At 73.3% G+C, this 18,117-nt stretch carries 13 protein-coding genes; 5 read left to right on the top strand and 8 right to left on the bottom strand.

Going from position 1 to position 18,117, the window contains the following annotated elements; genetic code table 11:
• Window positions 1-19: 19 nt before the first annotated feature.
• Both PZC42_RS07765 and PZC42_RS07760 read right to left on the bottom strand, forming a co-directional pair.
• Window positions 20-1,879: a glycosyltransferase gene (locus PZC42_RS07765; RefSeq protein ID WP_277209701.1), complete on the bottom strand. Its 1,860-nt coding sequence runs from the start codon at window positions 1,877-1,879 to the stop codon at window positions 20-22.
• Between the two features lie 10 nt (window positions 1,880-1,889).
• Window positions 1,890-3,713 carry a glycosyltransferase gene (locus PZC42_RS07760; protein WP_277209699.1) on the bottom strand — a complete coding sequence of 608 codons (1,824 nt, stop codon included), beginning with the start codon at window positions 3,711-3,713 and terminating at the stop codon, window positions 1,890-1,892.
• A gap of 105 nt (window positions 3,714-3,818) precedes the next feature.
• Between PZC42_RS07760 and PZC42_RS07755 the strand changes: the two genes are divergently transcribed.
• The 3 genes from PZC42_RS07755 (at window position 3,819) to PZC42_RS07745 (ending at window position 7,618) form a co-directional block, all read left to right on the top strand.
• Entirely contained in the window at window positions 3,819-5,132 is a 1,314-nt protein-coding gene (locus PZC42_RS07755) for a SpoIID/LytB domain-containing protein (RefSeq protein WP_277209697.1), read from the top strand.
• 87 nt (window positions 5,133-5,219) lie between these two features.
• A complete protein-coding gene (locus PZC42_RS07750; protein WP_277209696.1) occupies window positions 5,220-6,266 on the top strand; it encodes a glycosyltransferase family 2 protein in 1,047 nt (348 codons plus the stop codon).
• On the top strand, window positions 6,263-7,618 hold the full coding sequence (locus tag PZC42_RS07745; protein WP_277209694.1) for a polysialyltransferase family glycosyltransferase: 1,356 nt from the start codon (window positions 6,263-6,265) through the stop codon (window positions 7,616-7,618). The genes PZC42_RS07750 and PZC42_RS07745 overlap by 4 nt, the downstream gene beginning before the upstream one ends.
• A gap of 21 nt (window positions 7,619-7,639) precedes the next feature.
• Here the strand turns inward: PZC42_RS07745 and PZC42_RS07740 are convergent, their stop codons facing one another.
• Together PZC42_RS07740 and PZC42_RS07735 are read right to left on the bottom strand one after the other, a co-directional pair.
• Window positions 7,640-7,840 carry a Trm112 family protein gene (locus tag PZC42_RS07740; RefSeq protein WP_277209692.1) on the bottom strand — a complete coding sequence of 67 codons (201 nt, stop codon included), beginning with the start codon at window positions 7,838-7,840 and terminating at the stop codon, window positions 7,640-7,642.
• Entirely contained in the window at window positions 7,837-9,285 is a 1,449-nt protein-coding gene (locus tag PZC42_RS07735) for a phosphomannomutase/phosphoglucomutase (protein WP_277209995.1), read from the bottom strand. The genes PZC42_RS07740 and PZC42_RS07735 overlap by 4 nt, the downstream gene beginning before the upstream one ends.
• 89 nt (window positions 9,286-9,374) lie before the next feature.
• Between PZC42_RS07735 and manA the strand changes: the two genes are divergently transcribed.
• Complete coding sequence (gene manA, locus PZC42_RS07730) at window positions 9,375-10,580, top strand: mannose-6-phosphate isomerase, class I (protein ID WP_277209690.1); 1,206 nt, start codon at window positions 9,375-9,377, stop codon at window positions 10,578-10,580.
• Between the two features lie 21 nt (window positions 10,581-10,601).
• Here the strand turns inward: manA and PZC42_RS07725 are convergent, their stop codons facing one another.
• Window positions 10,602-10,973: a DUF3499 domain-containing protein gene (locus PZC42_RS07725; RefSeq protein ID WP_277209688.1), complete on the bottom strand. Its 372-nt coding sequence runs from the start codon at window positions 10,971-10,973 to the stop codon at window positions 10,602-10,604.
• 57 nt (window positions 10,974-11,030) lie between these two features.
• Entirely contained in the window at window positions 11,031-12,569 is a 1,539-nt protein-coding gene (locus PZC42_RS07720) for a polysaccharide pyruvyl transferase family protein (RefSeq protein WP_277209686.1), read from the bottom strand.
• A gap of 171 nt (window positions 12,570-12,740) precedes the next feature.
• Between PZC42_RS07720 and PZC42_RS07715 the strand changes: the two genes are divergently transcribed.
• Window positions 12,741-13,202 carry a metallopeptidase family protein gene (locus PZC42_RS07715; RefSeq protein WP_277209684.1) on the top strand — a complete coding sequence of 154 codons (462 nt, stop codon included), beginning with the start codon at window positions 12,741-12,743 and terminating at the stop codon, window positions 13,200-13,202.
• A gap of 22 nt (window positions 13,203-13,224) precedes the next feature.
• On the opposite strand, the gene PZC42_RS07710 is transcribed toward PZC42_RS07715, so the two are convergent.
• Together PZC42_RS07710 and PZC42_RS07705 are read right to left on the bottom strand one after the other, a co-directional pair.
• On the bottom strand, window positions 13,225-14,823 hold the full coding sequence (locus PZC42_RS07710; RefSeq protein ID WP_277209682.1) for a DUF5719 family protein: 1,599 nt from the start codon (window positions 14,821-14,823) through the stop codon (window positions 13,225-13,227).
• A complete protein-coding gene (locus tag PZC42_RS07705; RefSeq protein ID WP_277209680.1) occupies window positions 14,820-18,104 on the bottom strand; it encodes a glycosyltransferase in 3,285 nt (1,094 codons plus the stop codon). Before PZC42_RS07705 ends, PZC42_RS07710 begins: the two co-directional genes overlap by 4 nt.
• Between the last annotated feature and the right edge of the window lie 13 nt (window positions 18,105-18,117).

Genomic DNA, 18,117 nt, shown 5'->3' with positions numbered 1-18,117 from the left:
CATCTCCTGGAGGTCGGGTCTAGAGGTCGTCGGGGACGTAGCCGCCCCGCTGACGCGTGTAGCGGCGGTACCCGGCCTGCCGGACACGCTGCGGCACGAGCCGGTAGCCCGCGCGCACGACGACGTTGCGCACCATCTGCGGCGTGGACACGAACCCCTCCTCGTGCAGGGTGCGCTGCAGCGCCAGCTCGGAGGCCAGCAGCCGGCGCCCGCCCCGACGGGCGTACGCCCCGGCGCCGACGCGGTAGAGCACGAGCGGCTCGGTGATGTTCTGCGCGTGCGCACCGGCGGCCAGCATCCGCGCGAACAGCAGGTAGTCCTCCATGAGGTCGAGGTGCTGGTAGCCCCCGACGGCGGCGACGGCGGACCGGCGGTAGACGACCGACGGGTGGTTGAACGGGTCGCGGAACCGGGCGGCCTCGGCGATGCCCTCACCGGTGGGCGGGACCCGCACCATGCCGCGGTCGTCCTCGTCGTCCTCGAACTCCCAGATCGCCGACCCGACGATGTCGTAGCCCTTCGCCACGAGCGGCACCTGCACGGCGAACCGTTCGGGCAGCGAGATGTCGTCGGCGTCGGCGCGGGCGACGATCTCGTGGCGGCAGACGGCGAGGCCCTCCTCCAGCGCCCGCGCGAGACCCAGGTTGTGGGGCAGCGCCACGACCCTGACCGGGACGTCGGTGATCTCCGTGAGCCGGTCGAGCACGGCCGCGATGTTGTCGCCGACGGGACCGTCGCGCACGACGACCACCTCGTCGGGGCGCAGCGTCTGGTCCACGGTCGCCGAGCGGAAGCCTCGTTCGAGGTGCGCCGCGTCGTCACCGCGGTACACGGGCAGCAGCACGGAGAAGCGCTGGTCGTCCAGGGGTTCGCCCGCTGCGAAGGTGCCGGCCGACGCCGCGGTGCGGTTGACGTGCACGGGCGCGGGCAGCGAGGCCCCCGCCTCCAGGCGCGCGACCGTCAGGGCCGCGGGCCCGACCCCGGAGAGCACCTCGGTGTCCGGGCGCGGTCCCCGGGTGATGCCGTGCCAGAACCCGCGCCACCCGGCGCCGACGAGCGTGCGCCGGTCGCTCGAGCGGGCAAACGTGCGCAGCCAGCGCCGCACCGTGGACCCGCCGTACAGCACACGCTCGCGGAACGACAGCGCCCCGGACCGGGAGAACATCCAGATCTTGTTGCGCACCTCGTAGTAGAAGCGTGGCCCGGGGTCGGCGTCCGTCGCCCCGAGCTTCTTGGTCCGGTGCTCCACGACGCTGCCCGGCACGGACAGCCCCACGCGGTGGCGCAGCAGGCGCGTCGCGTACTCGAAGTCGTCGTTCCAGATGAAGTAGTCGGTGACCGGCAGACCGGCGCGCTGCACGGCCTTCGCGTCGATCATCATCGACACGAACGACATCGACCGCACCGGCATCGCGCCGGCCGCCTGTGCCCGCTCGAGCTCGTCGGCCGATACCCCGGGACGGCGGCGTGGCGTGTTCATCGGGTGGTCCGTGCCGTCGGTCCACACGACCCGGCTGCACAGCGCGGCGACCTCGCCGTCGTAGGCGTCGCGGGCGGCGAGCAGCGCGGACAGGGCCGTGGGCGTCGGGATCGTGTCGTCGTCCATGACCCAGACGAGGTCGGCGCTCAGCTCCGCGACGGCGGTGGCGATACCGACGGCGAACCCACCTGCTCCCCCCGTGTTGCGCGCCAGGGCGACGACGTGCGGCGAGGTGGGGTGGTGCTGCGCGACGGCGAGCGCCTCGTCGGTCGAGGCGTTGTCCACGACGACGATGCGGTCCACTGGGCGGTTCTGGTCACCGAGAGCGTCGAGCGCGGCACCGAGCAGCTCGGCTCGGTTGTACGACACGACGACGGCGACGACGACGGGGGCTGGCATCCGGAACATCCTAGTCGGGGTGACCAGGTGCGAAGTCCGCCCGCCAGGTCTCGGTCGAGACCAGTCCGGGCGCGGCCGCACGCCACGTGCGGGTGAGCGTGCGCCAGCGCAGCGCCAGGCGGGCGTGGCTGACGACGGCGGCCCACGCCAGGCGCCAGAACGTGCGGCGGTCGCGGCGCAGCCACACGCCGGAGGTGCCGTCGGCGTCGAGCACCAGCACCGAGTCGTGAGCGGGGACCTGCCACCAACCGGCCTCTGAGCGGGGCAGGGCCGCGGTCGGCGCCCTGCGGGCGGTGGCCGGCACGGGTCGCAGGGTCCGCAGGAGACTCCGCAGGGTGAACCCGACGAGGCCGAGGGCGCCCGCAGGACGCGCCGGACCGGAAGGGCCGGGTGCCGCCGTCGTGCCCTGTGCCGCGACCGCGTCGAAGGCCGGGTCGCCCGCCCGGTGCCGGACGGTCTCCGGGTGGTCGGCACCGACGGCACGCACCCGCCCGACGACGGAGCCGAGCTCGGGGTGCAGCCGGCCCGGACCGGCGAGGACCTCGTGCAGCGCGCGCACGTGCAGGTCCACCGGGTAGTAGCGCATGGCCAGCAGCAGCTTGAGGTCGGTGGCGAGGAGCGAGGCGGGCAGCAGCCCGGCGCGGGGGGCGTGCAGCAACGCCGTGATCACCCGGTTGCGCACGTGGAGGTAGGCCTGCCACTCGACGGTGTCGTCCTTCTCGGTCCAGGCCATGTGCCACAGGCACGCGCCCGGCAGGGAGACCGTCGGGAAGCCGGCGGCGCCGGCGCGCAGGCAGAACTCGGCGTCGTCCCACTTGAGGAACAGCGGCAGACTGAGACCCACCTCACGCAGGACGGCGGCCGGGATCAGGCACATCCACCACCCGTTGAAGTCGGACTCGGCGCGCTCGTGCAGCCACGGCGTGGCACGCAGGCCGCCGGCGAGGTCGTGCCACTGGCGGTCCATGACGGGTGGGCCCCAGTTGAAGGTGCGTCGGTGGATCACCTCGCTGAACGAGTTGAGCACCGTCGGCCGGGCGATGTCGAGCATGTGCCCGCCCACGACGACCGGGGAGACCGCCGCACGGTGCAGCCGCACGGCGCGCAGCAGCGCCTCGGGCTCGACCTCGACGTCGTCGTCGCAGATGAGCACCGCGTCGGCGCCGTCGTCGAGCGTCTCGAGCATGCCGCGCGAGAAGCCCCCGGAGCCTCCCAGGTTGGGCTGGTCGATGACGCGTAGCCGGTCGCCGAGGGCGGCCGCGGCCTGGGGGAACGCGGGATGGTCGGCCGCCTTGCGGGTGCCCTGGTCCACCACCTGCACCCGCACGCCCTGCTCCGTCAGCTCCGGCGCGGCGGCGAGGGTCGCCAGGGTCGCGACGCAGTACTCGGGCTTGTCCATCGTGGTGATCGACACCACGACGTCGCCGTCCCGGCGGGGCGGGACGTCGACGGACCAGGCGCCGCCGGAGACGACGACGCCGTCGGCGGCAGCCGTCACCTCGCACCACAGCCAGCCGCCGTCCGCCGCGAGTCCGGCCTCGAGCGGCTCCGCGAGCGGACCGGAGGCGACCTCGGCGACCCGGCCCGCGGCGTCGGAGCGCAGGAGGCGGACCGTGCCGTCACCGGTCGCATCGAGGTGGACGCGAGCCCGCGTCGCTCCGGTCCAGCGGGCCCAGTACGAGGCCGGGAAGCCGTTCAGATAGGTGCCCAGGCCCTGCGTCGTCCCGGACGCCAGCCGCAACGTGCCGCCGTCGAGCTCACCGGGCCCGTCCTCGAGGCACAGCGGTCGCCGCGCGGGCCGGTCGGAGAGGATCAGACGGTGGGCGAGGTGCACGACGGCGAGCCTACTGGCTCTCCTCTTCGCGCCGACGCGCGTTGGTCGAACTTCTCGAGATGCCGCCGTTGGATGCCTGAGGCACAGTGGGCGAGGGGGTTTCACATGAAGCAGCAGAAGTGGTATCAGCGCACCGTGGCGATCGTCACCGGAATCGTCCTCGCCGCCGCCGGCGGGATCGCCGCCGGCGCACCGGCAGCGGCGGCGAACTATCCCGACCGGTTCACCATCTCCGGGTCGGGCTACGGCCACGGGGTCGGGATGAGCCAGTACGGCGCCTACGAGCTCGCCCGGCAGGGCAAGAGCGGGGTCGGCATCCTCAAGCACTACTACACGGGGGCGAAGGCGCCCTATACGTCGACACCCAAGCGGATCCGGGTGCAGGTCCACGGACCCGACCCGTACAGCTTCTCCGGCTACGGCGACTCGGGTCGCAACACCTGGGTGACGATCCGCGGCGGCGACTGGCGCGTCATGAAGCCGGGGACCGGCATGGTCGCGAAGGGCTCGGGCGACGTGCGCATGAAGGTGCGCATCGGCAACAGGGGAGCAGTGCGCGTCAACGTCAACGGCAAGGTCTACAAGGGCAAGATGATGCGGATCCAGTGGTCCGGCACCACGTTCTGGCGGCCGAACGGCAAGAAGGCCGTCGCCACCATCGACGGGACGCACGGTTCGTACCGGCACGGCCGGATGACGATCGTCAACCGAAAGTCAACACCCAACATCACCAACGACGTGCTGCTCAACACCGAGTACCTCTACGGCATCGCGGAGATGCCGTCGTCGTGGGGCCTCAACGGGGGCGCCAACGCCCTGCGCGCCCAGGCGATGACCGCCCGGTCGTACGCGATTTCCAAGCACAAGGGCAAGCCGGCCTGCCGTTGCCACGTCGTCGACGACGTCCGCGACCAGTACTTCAGCGGGTGGCGCAAGGAGAACGAGGGCACCGGCGGCTACTACGGCGCGGTGTGGAAGAAGGCGGTCGACGCCACCACCCGCAGCGCGACGACGGCGCGGGTGCTCCAGGTCGGCGGCCGGGCGGTGGCTGCCTACTACTTCTCCTCCAGCGGTGGCCGGACGGCGAACTCCGAGGACGTGTGGTCCGCCAAGCTGTCGTACGCGCGCAGCGTCAACGACCCGTACAGCCTGCGCGCCCCCGGCAACTCCTACTCCTCGTGGACGCGCACCATGACCCAGCAGCAGGCACGCAACCTGTTCGGGCTGAACAACGTCGCCAAGATCGAGGTCACCCGCACCTGGTCCAGCGGCCAGGTCCGCACCCTGACGGCCACCCAGCCGAACGGGCGCACGGCGACCCTGAGCGGCAAGGCGGACCAGATGCGCGCCTGGGTGGGGCGCGCCACGACCAGCGGCAGCATGCCGGCGTCGTGGATCACCCAGATCCGCGGATCGTGACGTTCTCGACGAGGTTCACTGACCGTTCATCCCGCCTTCACGCGGCGGGCGGCGAGGCGCTTCAGCAGGCCCATAGTGTTGCCCTCCATGACACGCCGCCCTCAGTTCTCCGTGGTGGTGCCCGCCAAGGACGCCGGTAGCTACCTCGCCGATGCTCTGACGAGCCTGACACGACAGGTCGAAGATCCCCGGGAGGTCCAAGTCGTCGTCATCGACGACGGCTCCGCGGACGACACGGCGCAGATCGCCGAGCGGTTCAAGGCGCGCCTACCGGCACTCGAGCTCATCGAGAACCCACGTCCGGTCGGGCTCGCCAGCGCGCGCAACCAGGGCTTGGACGCCGCTCACGGACGCTGGCTCGCCTATCTCGACGCCGACGACTGGATGGCACCAGGCAGGCTCCCCGCACTGGCCCATGCCGCCGAGAGTCTGGGATGTGCCTGGGTTCGGACCGACCACATCACCGTGGCAGGGCGGGACCGCCGCCTCGTCCGCGCGTGCGAGCCACGGCGCGGCGTCCCGTTGGCACCGACGACCTCGATCCTTCCGCCGGACGTCGCCACCATGGTGGACTACCCGTACGCGTGGGCCGGCGTTTTCGACGTCACGATGGCACAGGACGGACTGCTCACGTTCGACGACGGGCTCCACACGGCCGAGGACAGGCCCTGGATCTGGAACCTGCATCTCAACGGCCCGACATATGCCGTGGTCGACGCACCGTCGCTCTGCTATCGCCGAGGGATCGCCACCTCGTTGACGCAGGTGTACGACCGTCGCCAGCTCGACTTCGTCCGCGCATTCGAGCTCGTTGGCGCGACGCTCGTTGCGCACCCTCGGAGCGCGACCTTCCTCCCCAAGCACGTGCGAACCGTGCTGGCCATCACAGCGCATCATCTTCTGCGCGTGCAACGCGCGATCGACTCGCCCGACGGTCCTGAGCACGCCGAACAGGCCCGCCTCCTCGCGCCAGACCTCGTCACGGCGTCGTCACGGCTGGTGTCGTCCCTGCCAACTGAGATGGTGAGCGACCAGATGACTGACCTCGGCGAAGAGCGCACAGCGGTCTTGGAGACCATCCTGCCGGGAGGCAGCGGTCAGCGGGCGACGATCAAGGAGGGTGGGGCACGATGACCGCACGGCACGTGACGCAGATCGTCGTCGCATCAACGCTGTTCTCGGCCATCGGCGCTGCCGCCGCTGTCGACACCGGGCTGCTGGGCGCGCCACGACGCCGCTTCTGGCTCAGCGTCAACAACGCCGTCGCGCCCGAGCTCATCCACGCGCCGCACGAGATCGCCGGGGCTGATGCCGTGGCACGGCGGTTCGATGGTGTTCTCACGCTCACCGACGTCGTGGCACCCACGCACCCGTCGCAGTGGTCTCCACGGGATCGGGACCTTCCGACGTTCGAACGACTCCTTCGCGGCTACTGGGGTCTCGGCGACGACCGCGTCGAGCTCGTCCTCGAATCCATCGCCGTCGACCCGGCCAAAGCACTGGCCCGTGTCTTCGACGACGCGACGATCGTGGTGCACTCCGAAGGACTCATGAGCTACGGCCCGACACGCGACCCTGTGCCCTGGCGCATTGCACAGCGCATCGATCGTATGGTGCACGTCGATCTGGTCCCCGGGCTGGTGCCACGCCTACTTGCGGAGCACGGTGTGTCCAGCACGCCGGTGAGTGCTGCGGCGGTCCGGGCGGTCTTCGACGACGTAGCGTCGAACGCCTCGTCCGACGCCTCAGGGCCCCGTATCGACGCCGGCGGATCCCGGCCTGCAGCCCTCGTCCTCGGACAGTACCTCTCGGCGATCGGTCTCATGAGCCGGGCAGACGAGGGGCAGCTCCACGCAACGATGGTGGAACGCGCCGCAGAGCGGGGCATCCGACACGTGGTCTTCAAACCACACCCGTCGGCGCCGCCCGTGATGGTCGAGACGATGGCCGGCGCGGCACGGGACCTGGGCGTCAGCTTCCAGGTGCTCGAGGACGACCGCCCGGCCGAGGTCTCGATCCGGGAGCTGCGGCCCGACCTGGTTGTGGGTTGCTTCTCCACCGCACTGGTCACCGCGCACTCGATCTACCAGGTCCCGGTCCTGGCGGTCGGAACCTCTACAGTGCTCAGACGCCTCACTCCCATGCAGAACAGCAACCGCGTCCCGTTGGCTATCGTCGACGCCGTGCTCGGCCGAAGTGCGCCGCTGAAGGAGCCTGCCGAGATTCAACGGCTCGTCGACTCCGTCGCGTACACCATGCAGCCCGAATCACTGCACCATCTGCGGCCCGATGTCGCGAACACCTTGGCCGAGATGTCATCGCAAGATCTCAGGCGGTACCACCGCATGTACCGACTGCGCGATCTCGGTCTTCCCGGACCCCAGCCCATGTCGGCTCCGGTGGCTGCCTCGCCCTCGACCACTCCGCCGAGCCGCCGTCAGCACCGACTGCTCGCACGAGTGCGCCGGCGGCTTCGACCTTCCTGAGAGCAGAACCGGCCACGCGGTTCAGAGCGCCCGCGCCTCCGTCTCGAGGAGCACCGGGATGCCGTCCCGCACCGGGTAGGCGAGCGGGCGCTCGGCGTCGGTGGAACGCAGCTCGGGTGCACCGTCCGGTCCGACGCCGTCGACCAGCTCGGCGCCCGTCACCGGGCACCGCAGCACGGAGCGCACCCACGGGTCGATCCAGGGGGCGTGGGTCTCGGTCATGCCTCGTTCTCCTCCCGCACGAGCGACAGCACGTCGTCGCGCACCTTGATCATGATGTCCTCATCGGCCGCCTCGACGTTGAGGCGCAGCAGGGGCTCGGTGTTGGAGGCCCGCAGGTTGAACCACCACTGCGGGTGCACCCCGTCCCAGTGGGCCACCGTCATACCGTCGAGGGTGTCGACGACCGCCTCGGGGTAGGCGCGGACGTAGGCGCCGCGGACCCGTTCGACGACGACGGCGGCCTCCGCGGCGTCGGCGAGGACAGAGTTGATCTCGCCCGACGCGGAGTACGGGGTGTACATCTCGGCCAGCGCGGACAGCGGGTGCCTCTGCTCGCCGAGGGCGGCCAGCACGTGCAGCGCCGCGAGCATGCCGGTGTCGGCGAACCAGAAGTCGCGGAAGTAGTAGTGCGCCGAGTGCTCCCCGCCGAACACCGCGTCGTGCTCGGCCATGGTCTGCTTGATGAACGAGTGCCCCACCCGGGTGCGCACCAGGTGCGCGTCGCCGGCGCCGAGCAGGTCCGGCACGGCCCGGGAGGTGATGAGGTTGTGGATGACCGTCGCGGTGCGTCCGGAGGCCTGCTCCTTGGCGATCTCCCGCATGCCGACCAGCGCGGTGACCGCCGACGGCGAGACCGCCCCGCCGCGCTCGTCGACCACGAAGCAGCGGTCGGCGTCCCCGTCGAACGCCAGCCCGATGTCTGCCTCGTGCGCCACCACGGCCGCCTGCAGGTCGACCAGGTTCGCCGGCTCGAGGGGGTTGGCCTCGTGGTTCGGGAACGTCCCGTCCAGCTCGAAGTACAGCGGCACGATCTCCAGCGGCAGGTCGGGCAGCCCCGCGGCGGTGCCCAGCACCGCCGGCACGGTCAGCCCCGCCATGCCGTTGCCCGCATCGACGACGACCTTCAGGGGCCGCACGTCCGAGACGTCCACGAGGTCCCGCAGGAAGGCCGCGTAGTCGCCCAGCAGGTCGACGTCGCTCACCGAGCCCGGCCGGGCGTCGCCGTCCGTCACGTCCCCGTCGAGCAGCCCCTCGGCCAGCTCGCGGACCTGGGCCAGCCCGGTCTCCTGACCCACCGGGCGCGCTCCCGCGCGGCACAGCTTGATGCCGTTGTACCGCGCCGGGTTGTGCGAGGCCGTGAACATCGCGCCCGGGGCGTCCAGCGAACCCGAGGCGAAGTACAGCCCGTCCGTCGAGCACAGCCCGATCCGCACCACGTCGACGCCCGCCGACGTCAAGCCCTGGCCGAACGCCTCGACCAGGGACGGACCCGAGTCGCGCATGTCGTGCCCGACCACCACGCGCGACGCACCCGCCGGCAGCACCACGGCGCGGGCGAAGGCCTCCCCGATCGCGCGCGCCACCGCGGGCGAGAGCTGGTCCGGGACGACCCCGCGGACGTCGTAGGCCTTGATGATGCTCGAAAGGTCCGTCACACCGGACAGCCTACGGCGCAGCGACCGCCGCCTGGGCGGACCGTCGCCGGGGGGTGCTTCACCCTCCAACCTCGACGGTCCTGTGGTTGGCTGAGGACGTGACCGCGCTGCATCCGCTCGACAACCCCCTGCGGCGCTACGACTGGGGCTCGCCGACCCGCATCCCCACCCTGCTGGGGACGGCTCCCGACGGGCGGCCCGTGGCCGAGTTGTGGCTCGGCGCCCACCCCAGCGCGCCGAGCCGCACGGCCGGTGTGCCGCTGCACGAGCTCGTCCGGTCCGAGCCGGTCGCGATGCTCGGCCGGCGGGTCTCCGACCGCTTCGGCCCGCGGCTGCCGTACCTGCTGAAGGTCCTGGCCGCCGACCGCGCCCTGTCGCTGCAGGTGCACCCCAGAGCCCACCTCGCCCGTGCCGGGTTCAACCGGGAGAACCGCCTCGGTATCGCTCCCGGATCGCCGGAGCGGTCGTTCCACGACGACCAGCACAAGCCCGAGATGGTCGTCGCCCTCACCGAGTTCGACGGGCTGGCCGGGTTTCGCACGCCTCGCACGGCGCTGGACCTGCTCGCCGGGCTCGACGGCCCGCTGGTCGCGCAGGTGCGCGCCGCCCTGGAGGCCGACCGCTCGCCCACCGGCATGCGATCCGCCTTCACGCACCTGCTCGCCGCCCGCACCTCGTCGCACTGCCCGCACGCCGTGGCGACCACGGTCGAGGCGGTGCGCGAACGCCTGGCGGCAGGCTCGCCGTCGGCCCGCGCCGACGCCACCGTGCTGGCGCTCGCCGACCAGCACCCCGGCGACCCCGGCGCGCTCGCGTCGCTGCTGCTGAACCGGGTCACCCTCGACCCGGGCGAGGCCCTCTTCCTGCCCCCGGGCGAGGTTCACGCCTACCTCTCCGGGCTGGCCGTCGAGGTGATGGCGTCGAGCGACAACGTCCTGCGCGCGGGGCTGACCACCAAGCGGGTGGACAGCGAGGCGCTGCTCGCCTGCGCGTCGTTCGCGCCGCGCCCCCCGGCGGTCCCCGAGCGCACGACATCGGGCACGCACGGCACCGTGCACACCTACCGCGCGCCGGTCACCGAGTTCGCGCTCACGCTCGCCGACCTCGACGGCACCGTGGCGGTCGACCTGCCGGGCGCCGGGCCGCGCGTCGTGCTGTGCCTGGGCGGCAAGGTCGAGCTGCACGCCTCGGCCGTGGCGGAACCGTCGGCCCTGCCGCGGGGCGCCTCGGTGTTCGTGCCGCACGACGCGGGGTCGCTGCGCGTCTCGGGCGCGGGACACGTGGTCTGCGCATGGGTCCCGTAGGCCAGGCAGCGGGCGATGCCCTCAGTCCGACTCGGCGCGCAGCACCCGCAGGTGGCCCCGGCGGGCGGTCTCGGTGACGGTGTCGGGCTCGGTGGCCGACGGCGCGCCACCGGTCCGGCCGCCCCGGCCCGCCTCGCGCACGGCTTCCGCGAGCGCCGACAGGTCGTCCTTCGACGGCGGCGGGACGGCGAACTCCGGCTGCAGGCGGACGACCTCCCAGCCGCGCGGCGCGGTGAGCCGTTCGGCGTGCACGGAGCACAGGTCGTAGCTGTGCGGCTCGGCGTGCTGCGCGAGGGGCCCGAGCACCGCGGTGGAGTCCGCGTAGACGTAGGTGAGGGTCGCCACAGCAGCCTCCGTGCATGCCGTGCGCGAGCACTGCCTGGTCGATCTCACGCGGGGAGAATACGTCCCGGTGGGCGCTGCCCGCTCCAGGCGCGCCGGTCGTGATGGTCAGCGACGTACACGGTCGCGACCGTCAGAGGCGACCGCACGACGCACTCGACCGAGGACTCGTCGTACGGCATGGGGGCGACCGGCCGGCGGCGCGGGTGTCTGTGCGCCGGCTTCCAGCTTGCGGCGCAGGTCCGCCCGCTGTCTCCGGAGCAGCTTGATCCGCTGCTCGAGCTCGTCGCGACGCCACTTCTCGGTCATGCGCAGCTCATCGAACCGCTCGGTGGCCTCGAGCAGGGCGATGTTGGCGAGGCTCCAGTCTCCAGGTGATCGGAAGGCCGCGACGTCGCTCATCCCCAGGTCTCCCGAGACAGGATCGCCCGACTCGAGCGACGAGACCAGGGCGTCCCACCAGCGCCGGTGCTCCTCGACGCGCTGACCGCGCACAGCAGCCAGGTGCTGCCGAGCTGCTTGCTGATGCTCCAAGAGCTCGCTCGCTGCCCGCTGCAGGCCACCGTTCTGCCAGGTGTCGAGGCTCAAGACGTAGTCACCTGTCCCTACGTTGCGAGCCGAGTAGCGCATACGCACTGACGAGTACATGTTCGGCGCGATCGAGATCGCCGGTACGGCGGACCGCGCAGCGAAGATCGCCGGGTGGTAGCGCGTGCCGACGACCAGCTCGGCTCCGTCAGTCAGTGCCGTCAGCTCTCGGGCCGTCAGCATGGCCGTCGGTCGGACCCGCTCACCGGCGAGCGAAGCGATCCTGGCGTTGGACTCCTGGTCCCTCGCCGTCTTGCCTCGCACGAGAGTGCCGGCGTGGGGTACGAGCAGGATCTTCATGTCGAGACCGTCGGCGAGATCGCGCAGAGTTCGCGCGGCGAGCGCGTGGTACTCGTCCTGCTCGATCAGGGTCGTCGAAGCCTTCTCGGCAAAGCTCGCGACGATGTAGGAACCGGTCGCCCAGGTCTCGACCGCAGTGCGGTCCGCATCGGTCGCGACGAGACCATAGGCGTCGTCCATGGTGCGGACTACTCGCGCTGGATCTGCTCCCAGTCCGAGGACCAGCCGCTCGGTGGCTTCCTCGCGGGCACCGACGGCCAGCGCGCCACGGAGGATCTCTTCCAGCACCGTGCGGTCGTCGTCCCGCACCAATGGCCCCACGGTCTGGCTGGTGAGCGCATACGGCTTGCCCAGGACCTTCGCGACACCCGTCAACGCAGCACGCTCGTAGATGTGCTGCGGGAAGAAGGAGTTGAGATTGCCGCCGCCGGCCACGAGGACCGCGTCGGAGCCTCGGACGGCGTCGATGACGGCATGGGCCGGATCGTTCGGCTCCAGGGAGCCTCGTCCACGCGCGACGTCGAGGACCGAGGCGAGCCTGCGTGCGTTGTGACTGCGATCCAGACTGTTGCGGAATCCGATGCGACGGACGGCTTCGACCCCGTAGAACGACGAGGCCACCTCGGGCTCGCCTGCGACGACCGTCACGCTGTCGACACCGCGTTCACGCAGTGCTTCCAGCGCGTAGTCGGTCATCGCCTCGTCGCCGAGATGATAGAGGCTGCTCCACCCGATGTCTCCGATGAGTACTAGCCGCATCAGTTCCTCGATCCTGTTGAAGATGCTCCGGAGTACGATCCAGGCTCCCGGTGTCCAGCAGGAGACGTTGCCGTGAACCGCAGGAGAACGAACTCTGATGACACTGGTACCCGTGCCGCGACGAACGGCCTGAGCGGCGCCTCGAGGGCCTGCACGGTACCGTGCAGGCCTATGAGCCCGGAGGACAGCGTGGAGGAGATCGCACCCGCCTCCCGCGCGCCACGCGGCCAGCGCCGCCGTGACCGCCGCGGGCGCGGCATCCGCGGACCGTTGCTGCCTCCGGGCACCCCGGCGCACCGCACCCGCGCCGAGCGGTTCGACGACCTGGTGCTGGACGCCCTCGCCCGTGTGGAGAAGTCCTGGCCGGCGGTGCGCGGGACCGAGCTCGCCGTGGAGGACGTGCCGCCGTCGGACCCTGCGCCGTGGGAGACCGGCGGCGTCCCGCTGGGTCGCCTCTTCCCCGCGGAGGCGGGCCAGCCGACGCGGATCGTCGTCTACCGGCGACCTGTCGAGTCGCGTGCCCTCGACGTCGAGGACCTGGCCGTCCTGGTGCACGACGTCGTCGTGGAGCAGGTGGCGCACCTGCTCGCTCGCACGCCCGAGGAGATCGATCCCGGGTTCGGGAGACGCTGAGCAGGCAGGTCGCGGGGACGGGTCACCAGGAGTCGACGCGTCGCACCGTGACACCACCGGGGGCGACGACGGTCGGCGTCGGGTCGAGGGTCGCGACCAGCGCCTCGGCCGTCTCGGCGGCGTCGGCCGCGGTCAGCCGTACGGACCAGGCGACGGACGCGGACCCCGCCGCCTCGGAGTCCACGGTGACGGCGGCGACCGCACCCACGTCGTCGGCGGCGAGCTCGACGGTGCCGCCCACCGGCACGGTGACCTCCTGCTGGTCGGCGACCGCACCGTCGGCGTCCAGTCCCCGCACCGTGGCGACCACCTCACCGTCGGGCGTCGCGCCGGAGGTCCGGTCCGCGGGCACGCCCGCGAGGACGACGGTCGCGCCGTCCGCGCCACGAGGCAACGCCACCTGGCCCGACGTCGGCGCGTCAGGCGCACCGACCGCCCGGCCGGCGCTCCACGCGACGTCGTAGGGCGTGCCGTCCACCACGTCGTCCTCGGCCTGCTCACCCGGGACCGCGAAGCGCGCGGCGCCGACCACGGGGACGTCGGCGTCCACCACCACGGTGTACGTCCCGGGATCGAGACCGCCCAGGGGCACGCCGACGACCTCGCCGGCGACGAGCCGGACCTCCTCGGCGCCGCGCAGGGGTACCCGCCCGGCAGGGCCGTAGACGCTCACGTCGGCAGTTCCGGTCGCGTCAGGGGCCAGCAGCCACATCGTGGCAGCGTGCTCGTCGTCGGTCGCCTCTCCACGGCTGACCACCCCGCTGACGGCCAGGCTGCCCGCAGGTGCGGCGCCCGCCTCGACGAGGTCCGTCCCGGCGGGTACCAGCCCGTCGATGCCCTGGCTCTGCAACGATGTCGTCACCCGGGCTCCGGTGGCCTGCACGTGCACGGCGAGACGGCGCTGCTCGGGGGCGAGCGAGTCGAGGCGTGTGACGACCTGCTCCCCCGGTGCGACGGTGAACGCCGCCTGCCCGCCGACCGCGACAGGGCCGGACGGCCCGAACACCTCGAGCGCGACGGATGCCGGGCGGGCGCTGGGGTTCTGCACGGCCAGCAGCGCGCTCGACCCGACCCGGCTGCTGCCCCCGACCAGCCAGTGCGAGGTGGCGGGCGTCGCGCACGACGCGGCCGCCAGCCCGCGCAGGTCGCCCGCCGTCGTCAGCGAGGCCAGCGCCGCGGAGGTGCGCAGCGGATCGGCCGCCGACGGCTGGGCGCGCAGCACCCGGGCCTCGTCGGCCGCGCCGACGCGCACGGCCGCCTGCGGACCTTCGGTCAACGGGTCGTCGTCCGAGGCGTCGAGCGCGCTCAGGCCCGGGAGCCGGGTCGCGCCCACCACCGCCGCACCGAGCGTGGAGGACGTCCGCACCGGCGCCGCGCCGAACTCCTCGTCGCCGACGTCCGCCCCGTCGGGCAGCGCCACGGGCGGCGGGCAGACGGACAGCAGCTCTGCGGGCTCGACGGGCACCTCCCGCGTGCCGGCGTCCAGGGCGGCCTGGGTCGCGCCCGTCCACCGGCCGACCCACTGGTCGCCGACGGCGGCGGTGGCGCCGAGCGCGCCCACGACGGCGAGGCCGGAGACCACGGCGACGGCCACGCGCCCCCCGCGCGCGAGCCGGCTCATCGGAACCTCCGGCGGCCGACGGGCAGCGCGAGCAGCACGTAGACGACCAGGACGAGACCTGCGAGGGCGAACCACGGCGGTCGCGAGGACGCCTCGTAGGACACGGCGAGGTGCCCGGCGTCGCCCCCGAGCTCGAACGCCTGCCGGCCGTCCACCTCCACCGCGGGGAGCCGGCGTCCGTCCAGGGTGGCCCGCCACGAGGACTCGGCGGTCTCGGCGAGCACGAGCACGCGGTCGTCGGCCCCCTCCTCGACGCGGTCGGCGACGCCGGTGCCGTCCGCCGCGAGGGTGCGCACCGGGACGTCCGTGGCGCCGTCGTCGGGCAACCCCTCGAACACCGACGCCCAGGCCGGCGGTGGGCCGTCGTCGAGGCCGACACGCCACAGCAGGACGCCGTCCTCCGTCATCCGGGTCAGCCCGGCCACCAGGTCGAGCGTGGTGGCGAGCTCGGCGTCCCCGCCAGGCGGGAGCTGGACCGCCCCGACGCCCAGCGCGCCGAGCCGTCCCGCGAGGTCAGGTGCGCGGCCGACGGCCACCTGGGCGACGAGCTCGTCGAGCCCCGCGACGTCGTCGCGGGCCGGCCCGGGGACGAGCCCGGCGTCCCGGGCCCGCACCACGACGGACGAGTCGAGCAGGCTGGAGCCGTCGCTGTGCAGCAGGGTGTAGTCGACGACGCCGTCGGTGCGGTCGAGCTCGAGCACCCGCGCCGCCCGCGGGGCGGCCTGCATCTGCTGCCCGACGGCAGGCACGACGGCCGCGTCCGTCACCCGCAGGTCGGCGACGGTGTCCCCCGGGGCCTCGTCCTGCCACCACACGGCCAGACCCGCGACCGGCACGAGGAGCGCGGCGGCGGCCAGCACGCCGGCACCGGTCCGGCGCGCCCGGCGCTCCCCAGGAGCCGGGGTCGCGCTCAACGCCGCGAGCCCGAGGCCCAGGAGCAGCACGGACAGGCCCGCCCCGGGCCAGCCCTGCACGGCGGCGACGGCCCCGCCGGCGGTCTGGCCGGAGGCGACCGTGGTCCCGGCCGCGAGCAGCGCCGCCGCGAGGCCGACCACCGCGAGGCAGATCCCCAGCCGCGAGGCCACGACACGACGACGGACGAGCAGTCCGACGGTCGCGAGCACCAGGACACCGGCCCCGAGGAACCACGGGGCGGCGGCCAGCAGGAGCGCGAGGGGGCCGTCGTCGCCCGGCCCGGCACCGGACAGCCAGGAGGTGGGCGCCGTGGGTCGGCCGAGCAGGAGCATGAGCCCGTGCGGCGCGGGTCCCGGCACCGGCACCCCCGGTTCGGCGAGGAGGGGCCGCCACCCGCCGTCGGACCAGGTCGCCAGGGCGTGCCACCAGAACGGCAGGGGCACGACGACGGCGGGCAGCAGCACGAGCAGGAGGCGACGCCACTGGCGCCACGCGACGGCGATCCCGCCCAGGACGGCGACGGCGGCCACGGGCAGCAGGACGGGAGCCGCGCAGACGGCCACGGCCAGGAGCAGACCGGCAGCGGCGGCGGCACCGAGCGAACCACGCCGCGTCACGGGCGAGCCCACCTCGTCACGGGCGTGGGCGCCCAGGGCGCGGGCCACCGTGACGAGCACCCACGGCAGCGTCAGGTGGGCCAGCAGCGCGCCGATCCGCCCGGTGCCCAGGCTCTCGAGGAATCCCGGGGCGGCCGTCCAGGCCAGCGCTCCGGCAGCACGGGCCCAGACCGAACGGGTCACCACCCCCGCGGCGAACCAGCCGCCCAGCGCCGCGAGCGGCAGCGCCGCCACCACCAGGGCGTTCACCGCGACCTGGGCGCTGCCCCCGGCCAGCGCGGTCAGCGGTGCGAGCACGAGCAGCACCGGGTCGGCCGGCGCCCCCGTCCCGAGCCCGTCGCGGACCCAGCCGGAGGTCGCCGCCGCGACGACCTCGTCGAGGTGCGCGGGCACCGGCAGCAGGGCCCCTCCGATGATCCGGCCGCCGTCGGCCAACACGCCCTGCCAGGAGCCGAACGCCGCGGCCGCGACCGCCAACGCCGCGATCATGACGAGCGTCAGGGCGGCCCGACGTCGGCGGGCCAGCTGGCGCAGCTCGGTCCGCTCGAGGTCCGTCGGCTGCCAGACGACACGCTGGGCCTCGGCACGCGCGAGCCGCGCGTCGTGCCGCTCGGCGACGACATGGCGCCAGCCGGCCTGCAGCGGACGGAGCACCCGGCGGGGCAGGGTGCGCGTCCGGGCGGCCCGCCGTCGTCCCCGGACCAACGGCACCACCCGCAGGACCGTCACGGCCGGCGCGACGAGCTCGTCGCGTGCCTGCGCGGGACGCTTGAGCGCGAGCCGGTACGCGGCGGCGAACGGCGCCCACACCAGCATGGCCAACGCCGCCAGCGGCAGCAGCGGCAGCGGGACGCCGACGAGCCGCGCGTAGAGCTGGCTGCGCCGCCGGGCGTACGCCGAGGCCCCGACCCCGGCGTGCACCCGGTGCCCCCGCAGCCCTCGCAGCGACGCCTGGGCGTGATGCACGACGGCGTCGGGCACGACCACCACGCGGTGCCCGGCCAGTCGGGCTCGTCGGCACAGGTCGAGGCTGTCGCCGAACCGGCCGAGCTCAGGGTCGGTGCCCTGCAGGGCGGCCCACACGCTGCGGCGCACCAGAGCACCGGCGAGGCCGACGGCCAGCACGTCCTCCCGGGCGTCGTGCTGGCCCTGGTCGATCTCGGTGTCGTCCAGCCCGGTCATGCGGCGGCCCAGGGGCGAGACGGTGTAGCCGACCTCGACGAGCAGTCCCGGTCGGTGCGGGTCCGGGGCGGCGGCGTGGCCGTCGGCGTCCGGCTGCCAGCGCCGCTGCTTGCAGCCGGCCACGGCGACGGCGGCCGAGTGCTCGACGGCGCGCAGCAGGCGACCCAGCGCGTCCGGCGCCGGGATCGAGTCGTCGTGCAGGATCCACAACCAGGTGGTCGGCGGTACGCCGCTCACCGCGAGGGCACGGTCCACCGCCTCGCCGAGCGTGCGGGCCCCGGCTCCCCCGACGAATCGGCGCCCGCCCATCCGCAGATCGGTGTGCAGCGCCGTGGACTCGGTGGTGTCGACGTCGACGACCACGACGTCCTCCGGCGCGCGGTCCTGCGCGGCGACGGCGTCGAGCGTCGCCTGCAGGAACGGGGTGCGGCCCTGGGTGACGACCACCGTGGTGACGGTGACCGCGACACTGCGCCCGCCGGTCCGGGACGTCGTCGGGGCCGGGTCCGTGCCGTGCGGCGCGTCCCCGTCGTGCGTGGGTGCCTGGGTCAGGTGCGGAGCAGTCATCCTGTCCGCCATG

This window comes from Isoptericola croceus (genome assembly GCF_029382255.1).
GTDB lineage: Bacteria > Actinomycetota > Actinomycetes > Actinomycetales > Cellulomonadaceae > Isoptericola > Isoptericola croceus.
The sequence above is the reverse complement of the archived record's forward strand: the minus strand, read 5'-3'. Positions and strand labels throughout refer to the sequence as shown.